Below are 16,696 nucleotides of genomic sequence, written 5' to 3' on the forward strand. Positions count from 1 at the left end.
CGGTTCTTACTGCTCGGCGAAGGCCTTTTCGATCACATAGTGGCCGGGCTGGGCGACGCTGCCTTCGGAGAAGCCGCGCGCTTCAAAGAGCGGGCGGAGATCTGCCAGCATGGCGGGCGAGCCGCACAGCATGATGCGGTCCTCTGCCGCGTTGAGCGGCGGCAGGCCGATATCCGAGAACAGCTTGCCATTCTCGATGATATGCGTGATGCGGCCGTTATGCTTGAACGGCTCGCGCGTCACGGTCGGGTAATAGATCATCTTCTCGCGCACCAGATCGCCGATCAGTTCATGCGCCGGCAGTTCTTTTTCGAGGAAGTCGGCATAGGCGAGCTCGTTGATGTGGCGCACGCCATGGACCAGGACGATCTTCTCGTAGTGGTCATAGACTTCGGGGTCCTTGACCAGGCTGAGGAAGGGGGCGAGGCCTGTGCCGGTGCCGAGCAGATAGAGATGCTTGCCGGGCAGCAGATTGGTCGGCAGCAGCGTGCCGGTGGCCTTGCGGCCGACCAGGATCTTGTCGCCGGTTTTGAGATGCTGAAGGCGCGAGGTGAGGGGCCCGTCCGGCACCTTGATGCTGAGGAATTCCAGCATGTCCTCGTAAGCAGCACTTGCGATCGAATAGGCGCGCAGCAGCGGCTTGCCGTTCACTTCGAGGCCGATCATCGTGAACTGGCCGCTGGCGAAGCGGAAGGCGGGGTCGCGGGTGGTCTTGAAGGTGAACAGGCGATCGGTCCAGTGGTGGACGTCGGTCACTTCCGCCTGCAGCAGGTTGCTCATGATCTCTTCTCTTCACCAAAACTGTCGGGCGGCCGCCTGGGGAAGCCCGTTTTGCGTTGCAGCATTGAACACTGATGCTGCGCTGTCTAACCGGAAAACGACAGAATATCAATCGCCTGCAAGGGGTTATCCCGCGCTGGGGAGTGTGAATTCAGCGGATGGCATCCGGCTATCAATATTGCGAATGGTTCGCAAGTGCAAATTCAAAGAGCAGTAGGGACGAGGCAACTGTCTGCATGGGAAGGAAAATTGCCGGCCTAGCCGAGGTGGCTACCAGGTAAGCCCATAACCGGCTCGGCCGGCGCCGCACCAGCCATGCGCTGTTGCATCGCCGTCACGCTATTTTTTCATCCCTGGAGGGCGCACCATTCGCGGTCGAGCAGGGCGAAGGCCAGTTCGTCGGTCCATTCGCCTTTGATGAACTCGTTCTCGATGAGATGTGCCTCCTGGCGCATGCCGAGCTTCGCCATCAACCGGGCCGAGGCGGCGTTGCGCCCGTCGCAGCGGCCGATGATGCGGTGGAAGTTCATCACCTCGAAGCCGAAGCGGAGCAGCGGCAGGATCGCCTCGCGCGCAAAGCCTTGCCCTTGGAAGGCGGGGTGGATGATGAAGCCGGCTTCCGCCGAGCGATGCGTTTCGCTGAGCCACACAAGCACGACCTCACCGACAAATTGGCCGGAGGCTTTCTCCTCGATGGCGAGGATCATCTTGTCGCCCTCGGTGTTGAGCGCTGTCTTTGCCTTCCGCTCGGCAAGCGACTTCGCAACCTCTGCATCCGGCCGTTTCCCGACATAGAGGTAACGCAGAACTTCCGGGATGGCGTAGAGCGCAATCATGTCCGCAAGGTCCTTATCGGCAAAGGGGCGGACAAGAAGGCGCGGGGTTTCGATGGGATAGGTGGGAGCCGTCATTTGGGAGCTCTTTCCGGCTTGCGGACCGTTCGCAGGAAAATGTGCAGGGGCGACAGACAACCGCAAGCTATGTAAGGTTATGGGGCGCGTGTCGGCGATAGTCGGGCTCAACTCCGAGTCGCCGGAAGGCTTGATAGAAGAGGGGATGGAACATGGCGCAGGGTATGAGACAGGGATATTCGGGGCTGCAGATTCTCCTGCATTGGACGATCGCGCTCCTGGTTCTCTTTCAGCTGATCTTCGGCGAAAGCATGGGCGAGGTCGCCGAGGCGCTTGAACATGGCGAGACGCCGGACGCGAGCGAGCAGTTCCTCGCCGACGCGCATTACTGGGTCGGCATCGCCATCCTGGTGCTGGTCGGCCTGCGCGTGATCCTGCGCGTGACGCAAGGGGCACCGGCGCCGATCGGCAGCGGCCCGCAGCTCCTCATCGCCAAGGCCATTCACGGCATCTTCTATCTGCTCCTCATTGCCGTGCCGGTGACGGGCTTGCTCGCGGTCTATGTTGATGAGGAGATCGGCGAGATCCACGAGATCGGCAAGCCGCTCTTCATCGCCTTCATCGTGCTGCATGTGCTGGGCGCCTTGTTCCATCACTTCAAGCTGAAGGACGAGACGCTGCGGCGGATGTTCGTGCCCGGGCGATGAGGCGCTAGGCTGGCGAGACTGCCGTTACGGAAGCAAGAATCATATCCCGCAATCAGATGTACCGAGCGCTCTCGTCGCTTTACTCTCTGGCTTCCTTTGGAGCGCCGCTGCTTATGAGGAGAAGCCGGCCCAAGCAGCGACGAATGCTGAACTGATTAATCCAAACTCCAATAACTTATCAATCGAAGCTGCGTCAGGTCCGGTCAGCCATTTATGCAAGCACTCAAGGCGCTTTGCTCCGGCGCTGCTGGCTGTTGCCATCAGCGCAAGGGCTGCCCGAGCAAGTGCAACCAATGCTCCGGTTACCATCATGCAACGGACAGCATCCTGCGGAGCTACCGAGAAAATCATAGCGATTAGCAACGCTAAAATTGGTGAGATAGAAATCAGGAAGAAAGCGACGAAGACCTTAAATCCTGAGGATGCGTTGACGGAATTGTGAGTCATCTGATTGCTCTCTGGTTACGAAAAACCAGACTATCTCAAATATATTAATCGTAGGTTAATATTCCTTTCGATTGAAAATGGCCAAGGCCCCAGCCGTTAGAGCGGGGCCTTGAAGTTTGTGGTCGGTCGACTATTACGTACGCGGCTTCAGATTCTCCGGGTCGTAGAGGGGCTTGTAGCCCACACCCGCGACTTCGACCGGGTATTGTTCGCCGAAATATTCGACGATGAGCTTGCGGCCCTGCTGGCAGTAGGACCAGGGCAGGTAAGCGAGCGCGATGTTCTTGCCGATGGTGGGGCCGTAGGCGATGGAGGTGGTGAAGGAGCGGCGGCCGAGGTCGTCGACCAGGGTCTGCTTCGTCTCCGGGTCCATGACCGGCAGGATGCCGACGGGGTAGCGGGCGACACCCTTGCTGTCGATATTGTCCGTCATCACCAGTGTACAGAGCATCGCGACCTGGTTGGGCAGCGCACGGTGACGGATGTTCGCCGCCTTGCCGCGGAAGTCGGCTTCCTTGACCTTCGGGCGCTGCAAATCGCTCTCGATGAGGTTGTATTCGGTCAGGAGATCGGCGTTCTGCAGCCGGAGGCTCTTTTCCATGCGGCGGCTGTTGGCGTAGGTCTCGACGCCGAAGGCCATGACACCGGTCGAGCGCAGGGCGTCCCAGACGGCGAGGCCGTCTTCGTAACGCATGTGCAATTCCCAGCCCTGCTCGCCGACATAGGAGATGCGGAAGGCGGTCACCGGCTTGCCGCCGATCTTGATCTGCTTGATGGCGGCGAAGGGGAAGGCGGCGGGCTCTAAGCCGGCCGGGTCCTCGACGACCTTCTGCAGGGTCGTGCGGGCGTTGGGGCCCCAGATGCCGATGGTGACGTATTGGGCGGCGACGTCGGTGACCTTGACGTTGTAGCCCTTATCCTCGGCCATGCGGCGGATGTAGTGGAAGTCGCGCGGGCCCGCATCGGCGCCGTCGATGACGCGGATGCGGTCGGCCATGCGGATGACGGTCAAGTCGGCGCGCACCATGCCCTCGTCATCGAGGAAGTGGGTGTAGATGCCCTTGCCGATATTGGCGTCGCCGCCGATCTTGGCGGCGCAGATCCATTCCATCAGGTCGACATGGTCGGGGCCTTCGACGTCGAACATGTAAAAGTGCGAGAGGTTGACGATGCCGCAATCCTCGCTCATCGCAAGGTGCTCGGCATTGGAGACGCGCCAGAAATGGCGGTTGTCCCATTCATTGGCGCGCACCGGCACGCGGTCGCCGTATTTTTCCAGGAGATGCTCGTTGGCCTTGTAGCCATGGGCACGTTCCCAGCCGCCGAGTTCCATGAAATAGCCGCCGAGTTCCACTTCGCGTTCGTAGAAGGGCGAGCGCTTGACGTTGCGGCCGGTGTCATAGGGTTCGCGCGGATGGACCGCCGGGTTGTAGATCTTGCGCGCGGCTTCGCCGCAGCGGCCTTCGATGAACTTCTCCTCCAGCATGTGCGGGTAGAAGCGGGCGAAGTCGATGCGGTTGTGATCGATCGGCGTGCGGCCATCGGTCATCCAATCGGCGATCAGCTTGCCCATGCCGGGGCCGTCCTTGACCCAGATGCCCACGGCATACCAGAGGCCGCGCACCTTCTGGCTTTCGCCGATCGACGGGCCGCCATCGGTCGTCACCTGCAAGAGGCCATTGAAGGAGCGCTTCTCCTCATAGCCGAGCTCGGCGAGGATCGGCGTCAATTCGATCGCGCGCTCAAGCGGCTCGAGGATCTGGTCCATCTCGAGGTCGCGCTGCGAGGGCGAGAGGCGGGCCTGCTCCTTTTCGAGGAGGTCGCGCGGGTGGACGAGGCGCGGGTTCTTCTCTTCGTAATAGCCCCACTCGATCATGCCGCCTTCGGCCGTGGTGGGATCGCCGGTATCGCGCATATAGGCGGAGTTGCCCTGGTCGCGCAGCAGCGGCCAGCCGATCTCCTTGCCGGTATTCGCGAACTCGTTATAGGGCCCGAAGAAGCACAAGGGATGGTCGACCGGCATCACCGGCAGATCTTCGCCCGCCATGCCGGCGATGAGGCGGCCCCAGAGGCCGGCGCAGACGACGACGTAATCGGCCATGATGGTGCTGCGGTCGGTGACGACGCCCTTGATGCGGCCATTCTCGATTACCAGCGACTTCGCAGCCGTGTACGCGAAGACCTTGAGCTTCCCCTGACTTTCAGCCTTTTCGACCAGCTTGCCGGCGACGGTCTGCGAGCGCGGGATGACGAGGCCGGCATCGGGGTCCCAGAGGCCGCCCTGGACCTTGTCTTCCTCGATGAGCGGGAACTTCTTCTTGATCTCGGCCGGGCTCACCAGGCGCGCGCGGGTGCCGAAGGCCTTGGCGGAGGCGACCTTGCGCTTGATTTCGTCCATGCGGCCGTCGTCGCCGACACGGGCCACTTCAAGCCCGCCGATGCGCTCGTAATGGCCGAGCTTGCTGTAGAAGTCGATGGAGTAGAGCGACGACCAGCAGGACAGGAAGTCGTGGCTGGTCATGTAGCAGAAATCGGAGGCGTGGGCGGTCGAGCCGATATCGGTGGGAACGCCGGACTTGTCGATGCCGACGATGTCGTCCCAGCCGCGCTCGACCAGATGATGGGCAACCGAGGCGCCCACGATGCCGCCCAGACCGACGATGACGACCCGCGCCTTCGATGGAAATTCAGCCATAACCCGCTACTCCGAAGTGGTATTGTTGCCAGACTATAGGGCGGGGCCGCCAAGCGATTGCCGCCTGTTTGCGACATTAGCAAAATGCGGCGCGACAAGTACCCTGCCATAGCGGGGCTAGGCGGCTGTTTTCCCTGTGGTTTTCCTCGCCCGCCCAGGCGAATCGCGGGGTTTGACCCGCGATGGCGCAATCAGGATAATTCGCGCTATTGGGCCGCAAAATCAACGTATTCCGCAATGGCGCATTTGGCGGGATCAGGTGAGGCGTTGTCGCACTTTCGCTAGAGGAAAGGCCCTTCCGGTGCCGATATGGGCGACGAATAAGTCATCGGTCTATTAGTTTGATTCACGGGAAAGGCGCCTGAAAATGTCCACTTCACCATCGACTTCCGAAGCCGTGGAAGGCCAGCCGGTCACCGGCCGCCGGACCCGCGGCGGCGCGGACGCCCGCCGCGCGCTGCGCCAGAAGCCGACCATCGTGCAGAACCCTTATATCGTGCGCAACATCCCGCTGGTGACGGTGCTGGACGAAGAGGGCCTCAGCATCATCGAACGCAATGCCGACACGATCCTCGAGGAAGTCGGCATCGAGTTCCGCGATGAGCCGGAAGCGTTGGAATTGTGGAAAAAGGCCGGCGCCGATGTGAAGGGAACGCGCATCCATTTCCCGCGCGGCCTGGCCCGCTCGATCGTGCAGAAGTCGGCGCCGAAGCAGTACATCCAGCATGCCCGCAACCCGGAGCGGAACGTCCAGATCGGCGGCAACGCCACGGTCTTCGCGCCGGTCTATGGCCCGCCCTTCGTGCGCGACCTCGACAATGGACGCCGCTATGCGACCATCGCCGACTTCCAGAATTTCGTGAAGCTCGCCTATATGTCGCCCTCGATCCATCATTCGGGTGGCACGGTGTGCGAGCCGGTCGATCTGCCGGTGAACAAGCGGCACCTCGACATGGTCTACAGCCATATGAAGCTCTCGGATAAGCCGTTCATGGGCTCGGTCACGGCGCCGGAACGCGCCGAGGATACGGTCGAGATGGCCAAGATCCTGTTCGGTGCCGATTTCGTCGCCAAGAACACGGTCATCACCAGCCTCATCAACGCCAACTCGCCGATGGTCTGGGACGGCACCATGCTGGGCGCCATGAAGGTCTATGCGCGCAACAACCAGGCCTGCATCACGACGCCGTTCATCCTCGCCGGCGCCATGAGCCCGGTCACCGCCGCGGGCACGCTGGCACAGGTGCTCGCGGAAGTGCTGGCAGGTGCCGGCACCTCGCAGCTCTACAATCCGGGTGCGCCGGTCATCTTCGGCGTGTTCGCGTCGTCGATTTCCATGCAGTCGGGTGCGCCGACCTTCGGCACGCCGGAACCGACCCTGGTGTCGCTGGCCGCCGCACAGCTCGCCCGTCGCCTCGGCATTCCGTTCCGGACCGGCGGCTCGCTCTGCGGCTCGAAGATCGCCGATGCGCAGGCTGCTTACGAGAGCGCCCAGACGCTGCTGCCGACCCTCCAGGCCGGCACCAACTTCGTGCTGCACGGTGCGGGCTGGCTCGAAGGCGGTCTCTCGGCCGGCTACGAGAAGTTCATCATGGATGCCGACCAGCTCGGCATGATGCAGACGCTGGCCAAAGGCATCGATCTCTCCGAGAACGGCCAGGCGCTCGACGCCATCCGCGAAGTGGGTCCGGGCAGCCATTTCCTGGGCTGCGCGCATACCCAGGCCAATTTCGAGACGGCGTTCTACCGCTCCAACATCGCCGACAACAACTCGTTCGAGCAGTGGGAAGCCGAAGGCGGCCTCGACGCCGCCCAGCGTGCCAACAAGATCTACAAGCGCATGCTGTCGGAATACGAGGCCCCGACGCTCGATCCGGCGATCGACGAGGCGCTGCAGGAGTTCATCGCCAAGAAGAAGGCGGCGACCCCGGACAGCAACGTCTGATCAACGGATAGCATAGAAGTAGAAAGGGCGCCCCAGTTTCATCTGATGAAGGGGGGCGCCCTTTCCATTTTCGGCCACAATGTCGCCATCACCGAGCCACAGGCGCCGCCTATCCCTGGCGCATGCGCATCTTCACCTTCTCCATCTCTATCGCGATCTGCCTTTGCCCGATGGCTGGTGGGGCTGAAGAGAAGGTTGCTGATCTCGTCTTCATCGACAAGTCGGAACGGCGCCTTGAATTGCGCCGCGAGGGTGTTGTCATCCGGAGTTATCAAGTTGCCCTAGGCGGAAATCCCGAGGGCGCCAAGCGGCAGGAAGGCGATCAGCGGACGCCGGAGGGCCATTACGTGATCGATTTCCGCAAGGCCGACAGCGCCTATCACCTCGCTCTTCACATCAGCTATCCGAATGCAGCGGACCGGATGGCAAGCGCCGCGCTGGGCGTGCCGACGGGCGGCGATATCTTTATCCATGGTTTGCCCAACTACTACCCGTTCAGGATCGCGCCGAAGGTCGATTGGACGTTAGGCTGTGTAGCGCTCGACGATGCCGAGATCGAGGAAGTGTGGCGCCTGGTGCCGGACGGCACCGCCGTGACAATCGTGCCTTGAACGCGCGAACGTCACGTTCTCACGCGGAGATCATTTCGTAATGTAGTGGCCATAGACCAGCACATGGCTCGGCGTCTTGTGATCGTCGGCCAGGGGTAGAAAAAGGGTCTCCAGTTCCATCGAATGGGCGTCGGGTACGACGTCGATGGAGAAGTCGACGATACCGCTGGGATTGGCAATGGCGAGCGCGTAATTCTCGAGAACGAAGTCGAGTGCGTCGCCTTGATAGATGTCGCGGACGGTCTTGCCGGTGGGGTCGTAACCGCGGAGCTTTGCTGCCCTGGGGCCGAGGCGCAGGTAGCGATAATTCTCCGTCTCGGGCAGGATTTCGACGACCAGGAGGCTGGATTGCAGCTCCGTCACCAGCTCAGCCGCATCCCAATCCGCGAGGCTCGGCAATCGGTCGCCGCGGCAGAGGGCGTACCAGGCATCATAGACCTGGCGGGATTCATTGCTGGCGCGGGCCATGGCCAGCTCGCAAGGCAGCTTGTCGCCGGCGCCCAAGATATTGCCTTCCGGCCCGATGATCCTGTCCTTGCGCTCTGTCACGCATGCACTCCTGATGACGCTGCGAAGGCTACCAACTCCAGGATGAGCCGTCCACCTTGGGGCAATGTCATCCAAGAAATGCGCGCAGGATGGCGAGAACCGCGATCAGCAGCAGGAAACCGAGCGCGATGCGCTGATAGGTCCCCGCCTTGGCGCGGGCGAACAGCCGATCGCCGATCAGATTGCCGACGGCCATGACGGGAATCATGAGCAGGGCCAGCACCACGACCTTGAGGTCGATCAGTCCCGCGACTGTCTGCGTGACGATGCTCCAGGCGGAAATGAAGAAGAAATAGACCAGCAGGGAGGCGCGGCCGATGGCAACGCCTTCCGGTGAGGCGAGGAAAAAGAGGATGACCGGCGGCCCGCCCATGGCGGTGGCGCCGTTGAGGAGGCCAGAGGCAAAGCCGATGCCGACCTGCGCGCTGGTCGCTGGTCGTTGCTTGAAACGGTAGCCGCGCCAGAGGGCGAGTACGGCGAAAAGCAGGACCAGGCCGATCATCACACGCATGGCATTGGCCGGCAGATAAGTGAGGGCGAGGACGCCAAAGGGGGCGCCCAGCACGGCGCCAATTAGCAGGCGCTGAATTGCATGCCAATTGGCGGTCTTCCAGGCGCGGCGCAATTGCTCGGCCCCCGCCACCATGGCGACGATCGGAATGGAAGGGACGACGGCGGCGGGTTCGACAAACAGCGTGATCACCGGCACGGCGGCGAGGGCGAAGCCGAATCCGGTGAAGCCGCGCAGGAAGCCGGCGAGGAAGACCGTGCCGAAAACCAAGGCGGCAGCGCCGGCACTCATATCCGGCAGCAGGGCCATAAGGGCTGCGGCGGTCACGGGGCCGGTCAGGCCTGCTCGGTCGTCTCGACCATGTGCCGCTTCATGAGCGGCATTTGGCTGAGGCTGAAGAGGATGGTGAGGCCGAAAATGCCGAACACCTTGAAGTCGATCCAAAGGTCTTCGGACACGTTGCGCCAGACGATCTCGTTGAGGATCGCCATGAACGTGAAGAAGAGGGCGAAGCGGAAGGTCAGTTGCCGCCAGCCGGTGTCGGTGAGTTTCAGGGCCTCGCCCATCACATATTGCAGCGTCGGGCGCTTCAGGATCAGGCCGCCGAAGAGGACGATGGCAAATATCCCCTGCACGATGGTGGGCTTCATCTTGATGAAGGTCTTGTCCTGCAGCCACAGGGTGAGGCCGCCGAAAATGACCACGACGATGGCGGTGATGAGCGGCATCAACGCAATGCGGCGCGTGGCGGCATAGGCCAGCGCCAGGGCAATCACCGTGGCGACCACCAGGGCCAAGGTGGCGGTCATCAGGCCATCGAGCTTGTAAGCCACGAAAAAGACCGCTAGCGGGCCGAAATCGACCAGATATTTGATACCTTTAGGGGAGGATGCGCCGGCCATGAGACGAGTTGGTCCTATTGTTCTGATGCAGTGCGGCATGGTATGCGAGGTCCAGCATTCTGCCTAGTCCCAGGCAATTTTCACGTCCAGGGCCAGCTCATGTCCGAAAAGACCCATAACGAGATCTTCCAGCGCAACCGTAGGTGGGCCGAACGCCAGGTCGCGGCGGACCCCGACTATTTCAACCGCCTCGCCGAGCAGCAGGCGCCCAAATATTTCTGGATCGGCTGTTCGGATGCACGCGTCCCGGCGAACCAGATTCTCGACCTGCCGCCGGGCGAGATTTTCGTCCACCGTAACATCGCCAACCTCGTCTATCACATCGACACCAATTGCCTGTCGGTGCTCGAGTTCGCGGTCAACGTGCTGAAGGTCGAGCACATCATCGTCTGCGGCCATTACGGCTGCGGCGGTGTCCGGGCGGCCATGGGCAATACCGAGCTTGGCCTCATCGACAACTGGCTGCGGCAAATCAAGGATATCTATTCCGCCAATTCCGACATGCTGGAAGCGGAGCCCAATGTCGAGAAGCGCCTCAACATGCTGTGCGAGATGAATGTGCGCCAGCAGGTGCGCAACATCTGCCACACGACCATCGTGCAGAGCGCCTGGAAATCCGGCCAGCCTTTGAGCGTCCACGGCTGGGCCTATTCGGTCCGCGACGGGCGTCTGCGCGACCTCGATTTCTGGGCCGACGGCGTCCACGATCTCGACGCCATCTACCAGATGCTCTCTTTCGAAGAGACGCCGAGCTTTTAGCTCCTGCTATTCCGGGAGCACGGGATTTTCCGGCACGATATCCTTCTTCCTGGCATGGTGCACTTCGCGCTGGGCGATGTAGAAGTTGGCGGCGATGATGATCGCCGCACCGGCCAGGGTCTGTAAGGTCGGAATTTCGTTCCAGATCGACCAGCCGAAGAAAGCTGCCCAGATGAGAGCGGTGTACTCGATCGGGGCCAGCATCGATGCTTCGCCGCTGCGGAAGGCCTTGATCATGCACAGTTGCGCCACCGCCGAACTGCCGCCCTGCAGCAGCAGTACGGCCCAGTCGGCTCCGGTCGGCCAATGCCAGTCCATGGCAGCCAACGGGCAGACGACGATCAGCGTCGCGGTCGAGGTATGGAACAGGATGTTGTGCGAACTGTCCTTGCCCGATATGCGCCGCAGCGTGATGAGGGTGAGGGAGTAGAAGAAGGCCGAAATCAGCACCAGGACGGCGCCGAAATTGAGATGGCTGATGAAGCTGCCATCGCTGCGCGGCGCCGCGATGAGGGCGATGACAACGCCGACAAAACCGACGCCGACCGCCATCCAGCGCCGAAATCCCACACTTTCGCCGATCAGCGGTCCGGAGAGAGCGGTGACGAACAGCGGGGCGGCAAAGGCGATGGCGATGCAATCGACGAGCGGCAGAAACCGCAGCCCTTCAAAGAACGTGTAGCCCGTCAGCATGATGAGGATGCTGCGCATGGCATGGAAACGGAAATGCGCGGTCTTCACCTTGAACGGGCTGCCGGTCGCGCGCCAGGTGAGGCCGATGGCGACGATCAATGCCGGCATGCGCCCGACGGCCAGGATCTGCCAGGTGCCGTAGCCGCTGGTCAGCCATTTGACGCTGGCATCCGCGACGCCGAACAGCAGGACGCCCAGCGCCATGAAGAACATGGCGCCGGCGGCGGAGAGATGCTTTGGTGCACCAGCTGTCATGAAGCTGCGCCGCGCTTGATGGCTTCGCGGCGCGCGATATAGAGGCTGGCGCCGATGATGATCACGGCGCCGACAAGGACCTGCAGGGTCGGCAGGTCGCCCCAGAAGAGATAGCCGAAGAGCCCGGCCCAGACGAGGGCGGTATATTCCAAAGGAGCCAGCAGCGAGGCCTCGCCAACGCGAAAGGCGCGCACCATGCAGATCTGGCCGAGCGTGCTGCAGCTGCCCTGCACCAAGAACAGCATCCAGTCGAAGGCATTGACCGGCCACTTCCATTCATAAATGGCCGGGCCGAGGACGATGAGGCCGCTGAACAGCGTGCCGTAGAAGACGATATTGTGACCCTGTTCGCGCCCGGCAAGCGGCCTCAGCCACAGCTGACCGATGGCGTAGGTGATGGCGGCGATGAGGGCGAGCAGGGCGCCCCAGCTGACGCCATGACGTCCCGGCTCAACCGCCACGATCACACCGACAAAACCGACGACGACAGCCGTCCAGCGGCGCCAGCCGACATTTTCACCCAGGACCGGGCCGGACATCGCGGTGATGAAGAGCGGGGCCGCAAAGGCGATGGCGATGGCGTCGGCAAGTTCCAGGTAGCGGAGGCACTCAAAGAAGGTCCAGGTGGTGGCGACGATGAACAGCGAGCGCAGCATGTGTGTCTTGATGAAACTGCTGCGCAGCACCAAGACGCTGCGATGGCGCTGCAGGACCATGACCGTCATCACGGCGAGGGTGATGATGCGCGAGGTGGCGCTGATCTGCCAGGTGCCGTACCCCTCCGTCAGCTGCTTGGTCACCGCGTCCAGCACGGAGAACCAGAACACGCCGAAGGCCATGAACAGCATGGCGCGATAGAGGGCCTTGGTGGTTGGCGGGGTCATCGGGGACACGCGAGGGTAATTTCTGCACGAATTGCCCAATTGGATAACATGGGCAAGCGCGCGCGAGGCCCCCTATTAACGCGTCCCCCTCATGCGGCGCTTTCCTTCGCCCCTGCAGCAACAAAGAAAAAGGGCCGCTGTTGCAGCGGCCCTCGTTCCGTCATATTTCGCCCGAAGGTCAGTGGGCGCGGATGGCGAATTTGAAGTCGCGGCCGATGAGGCCCAGCCATTGCCACAGATAATCGGCAAAGCTTTTCAGCACATAGACGTCGAAGCTCGGCGTCCCGTCGATCTGGTCCAGCATGATGTTGGCCTTGGTCAGGCCGGTCTGCGCGCATTGGCCGGGGCCGAAGGCGCGCGGATGGAGATCGAGACTGCACCCACGCGCCAGCACGTCGCGGGCGGCGGGCCCGGACAGCGTGATGACGGTGCGGCTTTCCGAAACGTCGATCACGGCGGCATGCTGGCCGTTGAAGGCTTGGCGCAGATCGGCCACCAGCTTCTCTTCCGTGCCGCCCGTGGTGACGACCCACCATTCGGTCGGACCCAACCACAGGATGCGGAAATCGCCGGCCTTGGCGGTCGTGTTCGGCGTCACCGGCAGGTCGACACCGGTCACCGATTTGACCGCGGCCTTGAAGGCCTCGCCGCCATCGCCACGGATGTTCACGATGGCGCGGTGGGCGGATTCGCCGATGACGAGGTCGGCGCCGGCAGCGTCGCTTTTGGCGGCGGCGGCGGTCAGGCCGAAATGCTGCAGCGCGCTGCGGCGGGTATAGGCATCAGCCATTGGCGGGGGCTCCATCCTCAAGGAAGGTCGGTTTCGTGATCTTGGCCGCGATCACCTTGCCTTCATAGGGCAGGTAGACCGTCTGGCCCATGCGGTTGCGGCCGTTCTTGATGACCGCCATCGCGATCGAGCGATTGGCGTTCGGGCTCCAATAGCTCGACGTCACATGCCCGATCATGGTCATCGGCGGCTTGTCTTTGACATGCTCGACGACCTGGGCGCCTTCGGCCAGCACATCCTTCGGGTTCTCGGTGAGGAGACCGACGAGATGCTTGCGGTCCGGCCGCTTGGTGTCCGAGCGGAGATGCGAGCGGCGGCCGATGAAGTCGGGCTTGGCCTTGCCGATGATCCATTCGAAGCCCAGATCCTGCGGCGTCATGGTGCCGTCGGTTTCCTGGCCGACGATGACGAAGCCCTTCTCGGCGCGCAGCACGTGCAGCGCTTCGGTGCCATAGGGGGTGATGTTGAATTCCTCACCCGCCGTCATCAGTGCCCGCCACACATGCAGCGCAAAGCTCGGCGGTACGTTGACTTCGTAGGACAGTTCGCCCGTGAAGCTGATGCGGAAGATGCGGGCCTTGACGCCGGCCACGGTGCAATCGCGCCAGGTCATGAAGGGGAAGGCTTCTTCGGAAAGATCCGTTCCTTCGACGACCTTCTCCAGAACTTTACGCGAGTTCGGGCCGTTGAGTGCGATCACCGCCCATTGTTCGGTGACGCTGGTGAAATAGACCTTCTTGTCCGGCCATTCGCACTGGTGCCATTCCTCCAGCCAGCTCAGCACGCGGGGCGCGCCGCCGGTGGTGGTGGTCATGTGGAAATGGTTTTCCGAAATGCGGCTGGTGACGCCGTCATCGAACACCATGCCGTCTTCGCCGCACATGAAGCCGTAGCGGCATTTGCCGGGCTCCAGCTTGGTCCAGGCGTTGGTATAGACCATGTTGAGGAACCAGGCGGCGTCGGGGCCCTGGATGTCGATCTTGCCCAGTGTCGAGGCATCGACGATGCCTACGGAATCACGGGTCGCCTTCACCTCGCGATTGACGGCGGCGTGCATGTCCTCGCCGGCCTTGGGATAGTACCAGGCGCGGTGCCATTGGCCGACGCATTCGAACGGCGCACCATGATCAGCGTGCCATTGATGCAGCGGCGTCTTGCGGATGGGGTCGAGGAAGTCGCCCTTGTCCGAACCCGCGAACACGCCGAAGGTGACCGGCGTGTAGGGCGGGCGGAAAGTCGTGGTGCCGACTTCCGGGATCGTGACGTTCTTGAGGCCCGCCATGATGGCCAGCGCATTGACGTTGCTGGTCTTGCCCTGGTCGGTCGCCATGCCCATTGTGGTATAGCGCTTCAGATGCTCGACCGACTGATAGCCTTCGCGGTGCGCCAGCTTCACGTCAGCGGCGGTGACGTCGTTCTGGTAGTCGACGAAATGCTTGCCGCCCTGGCCCACCGGCACATTGGACGGCACGATCCACAGCGACCGCAGCGGCTGGGATTCCGGTTCGGCCTCCGCGCTCGGCGCATTGCCGGTGACGTTGCTGAAGCCGAACTTGGCCGCCGCCTCGGCGCCGGCCTGATGGCCTTCCCTGAGGCCTGCATCAAGGCCGAAGAGACCGCGCGCCGCACCGACCGAACGATTGTTCTGACCCGGCATGATCGGACCCGGGATGAAGGCCTGGATGCCATCATCCCAAACGACCTTGGCGCGGGTCTGCGAATGGAGATGCACGGTCGGCTGCCAGCCGCCCGAGCTCAGCACCGTGTCGCAATAGAGGTGGCGGGCGGAACCCACCACGCCGTTGCCATCGCTGGTCAGCGATTGGACCTCGACCTCGCGCACCTGCTTGGTGCCCTTGACCTGGGTGATCGCCGAATTGTCGATGACCTCGATGCCCTTGGCGCGGGCCGCCTGCGGCAATGCACCGGTCGGGTTGGCGCGCAGATCGACGACCGCGGCAACCGACACGCCGGCAGCGCTGAGGTCGAGCGCCACCTGATAAGCGGTGTCGTTGTTGGTCATGATGACGACGCGCTGGCCGGGGGCCGCACCATAGCGGTTGACATAGGTGCGCGCGGCCGAGGCCAGCATGCAGCCCGGGCGGTCATTGTCGCTGTAGACCAGCGGCCGTTCGATGGCGCCGGTCGCCAGGATCACTTCCTTGGCGCGGATGCGCCACAGGCGCTGGCGCGGGCCGGTCGCGGTGGGGCCGAGATGATCGGTCACTCGTTCGACGAGGCTCAGCATGTTGGCGTCGAGATAGGCGAACGCCGTGGTGCGGGTCAGCACGCGGACTTCCGGCATCGAAGCGAGCTCGGCCTTCGCGGCCTCGACCCATTCCGCCGCCGGCTTGCCGTCGATGGTGCGGTCGCGTTCGGAAAGCAGCGAGCCACCCAGTTCCGATTGCTCGTCGCAGAGCACGACGCGCGCGCCGGCGCGGCCGGCAGCCAGGGCCGCGGCAAGACCGGCGGGACCGCCGCCGACGACCATCACGTCGCAATGGCCATAGACCTTGTCATAGCGATCGGGATCGGTCTCGGTCGACCCGGTGCCAAGACCGGCAGCGCGGCGGATGAACTTTTCATAGAACATCCAGCCGTCTTTCGGCCATTTGAAGGTCTTGTAATAGAAGCCCGACGGAATGAAACGGCTGCCGATGGAATTGATGGCGCCGATATCGAAATCGAGGCTCGGCCAGCGATTCTGGCTGGTGGTGACGAGGCCGTCATAGAGTTCGACCTGCGGCGCCCGCGTGTTGGGTTCGCGATAGGCGCCGGTACCGACTTCGACCAGCGCATTGGGCTCTTCGGCACCCGCGGTCAGGATGCCGCGCGGACGGTGGTACTTGAACGACCGCCCGACCAGCGTCACGCCATTGGCGAGGAGGGCGGAGGCCAGGCTGTCGCCCTGATAGCCATAATAAGTCTTGCCGTCGAAGGTGAAGCGGACGGGTTTCGAGCGGTCGATGCGGCCACCGGTGGCGACGCGGTTCTTCTGCGCGCTCATGTTACTTCTGCTCCAGCTTCGGGGCAGGCTCGCCCATCTTGTAAACCTTGATGATTTCGTGCGTCACCGTATGGCGCGCGACGTTGAACCATTGGCGGCAGCCGCGGCTGTGCACCCAGCGTTCGAAATGGACGCCCTTCGGGTTCTTGCGCATGAACAGGTAATCGGCCCATTCGGCGTCGGTCATGGTGTTCTGCTGTTCGAGCGTCGGGCGCGCGATATGCGCCTCGTGGCCGTAAGCGAACTCATGCTCGTCGCGGGGACCGCAATAGGGGCAGGAGATGAGAAGCATCTGATTGTCTCGTCTGCT

16 protein-coding genes are annotated in these 16,696 nt (G+C 62.6%); 4 read left to right on the forward strand and 12 right to left on the reverse strand.

Translation table 11 applies throughout. The annotated features are described in order from the left end of the window. Positions 1 to 6 precede the first annotated feature (6 nt). Together ACE3OA_RS06440 and ACE3OA_RS06445 are read right to left on the reverse strand one after the other, a co-directional pair. Entirely contained in the window at positions 7 to 780 is a 774-nt protein-coding gene (locus ACE3OA_RS06440) for a ferredoxin--NADP reductase (protein ID WP_374309083.1), read from the reverse strand. 347 nt (positions 781 to 1,127) lie between these two features. After that, positions 1,128 to 1,691, reverse strand: a complete 564-nt coding sequence (locus ACE3OA_RS06445; RefSeq protein ID WP_374309085.1) for a GNAT family N-acetyltransferase — start codon at positions 1,689 to 1,691, stop codon at positions 1,128 to 1,130. A 152-nt stretch (positions 1,692 to 1,843) separates the two neighbouring features. On the opposite strand from ACE3OA_RS06445, the gene ACE3OA_RS06450 reads away from it, so the two are divergent. Then, positions 1,844 to 2,338 (forward strand): cytochrome b, encoded by a 495-nt coding sequence (locus ACE3OA_RS06450; RefSeq protein WP_374309087.1) that lies wholly within the window; start codon positions 1,844 to 1,846, stop codon positions 2,336 to 2,338. Between the two features lie 111 nt (positions 2,339 to 2,449). Here ACE3OA_RS06450 and ACE3OA_RS06455 read toward each other — a convergent pair whose 3' ends face one another. Both ACE3OA_RS06455 and ACE3OA_RS06460 read right to left on the reverse strand, forming a co-directional pair. Then, positions 2,450 to 2,785 carry a hypothetical protein gene (locus ACE3OA_RS06455; RefSeq protein ID WP_374309089.1) on the reverse strand — a complete coding sequence of 112 codons (336 nt, stop codon included), beginning with the start codon at positions 2,783 to 2,785 and terminating at the stop codon, positions 2,450 to 2,452. Positions 2,786 to 2,918: 133 nt separating this feature from the next. Then, positions 2,919 to 5,480 (reverse strand): FAD-dependent oxidoreductase, encoded by a 2,562-nt coding sequence (locus ACE3OA_RS06460; protein WP_374309091.1) that lies wholly within the window; start codon positions 5,478 to 5,480, stop codon positions 2,919 to 2,921. Between the two features lie 367 nt (positions 5,481 to 5,847). On the opposite strand from ACE3OA_RS06460, the gene ACE3OA_RS06465 reads away from it, so the two are divergent. After that, positions 5,848 to 7,425, forward strand: a complete 1,578-nt coding sequence (locus tag ACE3OA_RS06465) for a trimethylamine methyltransferase family protein (protein WP_374309093.1) — start codon at positions 5,848 to 5,850, stop codon at positions 7,423 to 7,425. 122 nt (positions 7,426 to 7,547) lie between these two features. Next, positions 7,548 to 8,036 carry a murein L,D-transpeptidase family protein gene (locus ACE3OA_RS06470; RefSeq protein WP_374309095.1) on the forward strand — a complete coding sequence of 163 codons (489 nt, stop codon included), beginning with the start codon at positions 7,548 to 7,550 and terminating at the stop codon, positions 8,034 to 8,036. Positions 8,037 to 8,066: 30 nt separating this feature from the next. On the opposite strand, the gene ACE3OA_RS06475 is transcribed toward ACE3OA_RS06470, so the two are convergent. From ACE3OA_RS06475 to ACE3OA_RS06485, 3 genes are all read right to left on the reverse strand, one after another. Next, positions 8,067 to 8,585: a PAS domain-containing protein gene (locus tag ACE3OA_RS06475; protein WP_374309097.1), complete on the reverse strand. Its 519-nt coding sequence runs from the start codon at positions 8,583 to 8,585 to the stop codon at positions 8,067 to 8,069. A 67-nt stretch (positions 8,586 to 8,652) separates the two neighbouring features. Further along, a complete protein-coding gene (locus ACE3OA_RS06480) occupies positions 8,653 to 9,423 on the reverse strand; it encodes a sulfite exporter TauE/SafE family protein (protein ID WP_374309099.1) in 771 nt (256 codons plus the stop codon). An 8-nt stretch (positions 9,424 to 9,431) separates the two neighbouring features. After that, positions 9,432 to 9,998: a septation protein A gene (locus tag ACE3OA_RS06485; protein WP_374309101.1), complete on the reverse strand. Its 567-nt coding sequence runs from the start codon at positions 9,996 to 9,998 to the stop codon at positions 9,432 to 9,434. A 99-nt stretch (positions 9,999 to 10,097) separates the two neighbouring features. On the opposite strand from ACE3OA_RS06485, the gene can reads away from it, so the two are divergent. Beyond that, positions 10,098 to 10,757 carry a carbonate dehydratase gene (gene can / locus ACE3OA_RS06490; protein WP_374309103.1) on the forward strand — a complete coding sequence of 220 codons (660 nt, stop codon included), beginning with the start codon at positions 10,098 to 10,100 and terminating at the stop codon, positions 10,755 to 10,757. Positions 10,758 to 10,763: 6 nt separating this feature from the next. Here can and ACE3OA_RS06495 read toward each other — a convergent pair whose 3' ends face one another. From ACE3OA_RS06495 to ACE3OA_RS06515, 5 genes are all read right to left on the reverse strand, one after another. Beyond that, complete coding sequence (locus ACE3OA_RS06495; protein WP_374309105.1) at positions 10,764 to 11,705, reverse strand: DMT family transporter; 942 nt, start codon at positions 11,703 to 11,705, stop codon at positions 10,764 to 10,766. Continuing rightward, positions 11,702 to 12,589 (reverse strand): DMT family transporter, encoded by an 888-nt coding sequence (locus ACE3OA_RS06500; protein ID WP_374309107.1) that lies wholly within the window; start codon positions 12,587 to 12,589, stop codon positions 11,702 to 11,704. The genes ACE3OA_RS06495 and ACE3OA_RS06500 overlap by 4 nt, the downstream gene beginning before the upstream one ends. A 178-nt stretch (positions 12,590 to 12,767) precedes the next feature. Continuing rightward, entirely contained in the window at positions 12,768 to 13,379 is a 612-nt protein-coding gene (locus tag ACE3OA_RS06505; RefSeq protein ID WP_374309109.1) for a sarcosine oxidase subunit gamma, read from the reverse strand. Beyond that, a complete protein-coding gene (locus ACE3OA_RS06510; RefSeq protein WP_374309111.1) occupies positions 13,372 to 16,386 on the reverse strand; it encodes a sarcosine oxidase subunit alpha in 3,015 nt (1,004 codons plus the stop codon). The genes ACE3OA_RS06505 and ACE3OA_RS06510 overlap by 8 nt, the downstream gene beginning before the upstream one ends. 1 nt (position 16,387) lies before the next feature. Further along, complete coding sequence (locus tag ACE3OA_RS06515) at positions 16,388 to 16,678, reverse strand: sarcosine oxidase subunit delta (RefSeq protein WP_374309113.1); 291 nt, start codon at positions 16,676 to 16,678, stop codon at positions 16,388 to 16,390. Between the last annotated feature and the right edge of the window lie 18 nt (positions 16,679 to 16,696).

This window comes from Dongia sp., assembly GCF_041906375.1.
In the GTDB taxonomy this organism is placed as follows: Bacteria; Pseudomonadota; Alphaproteobacteria; order Dongiales; family Dongiaceae; genus Dongia.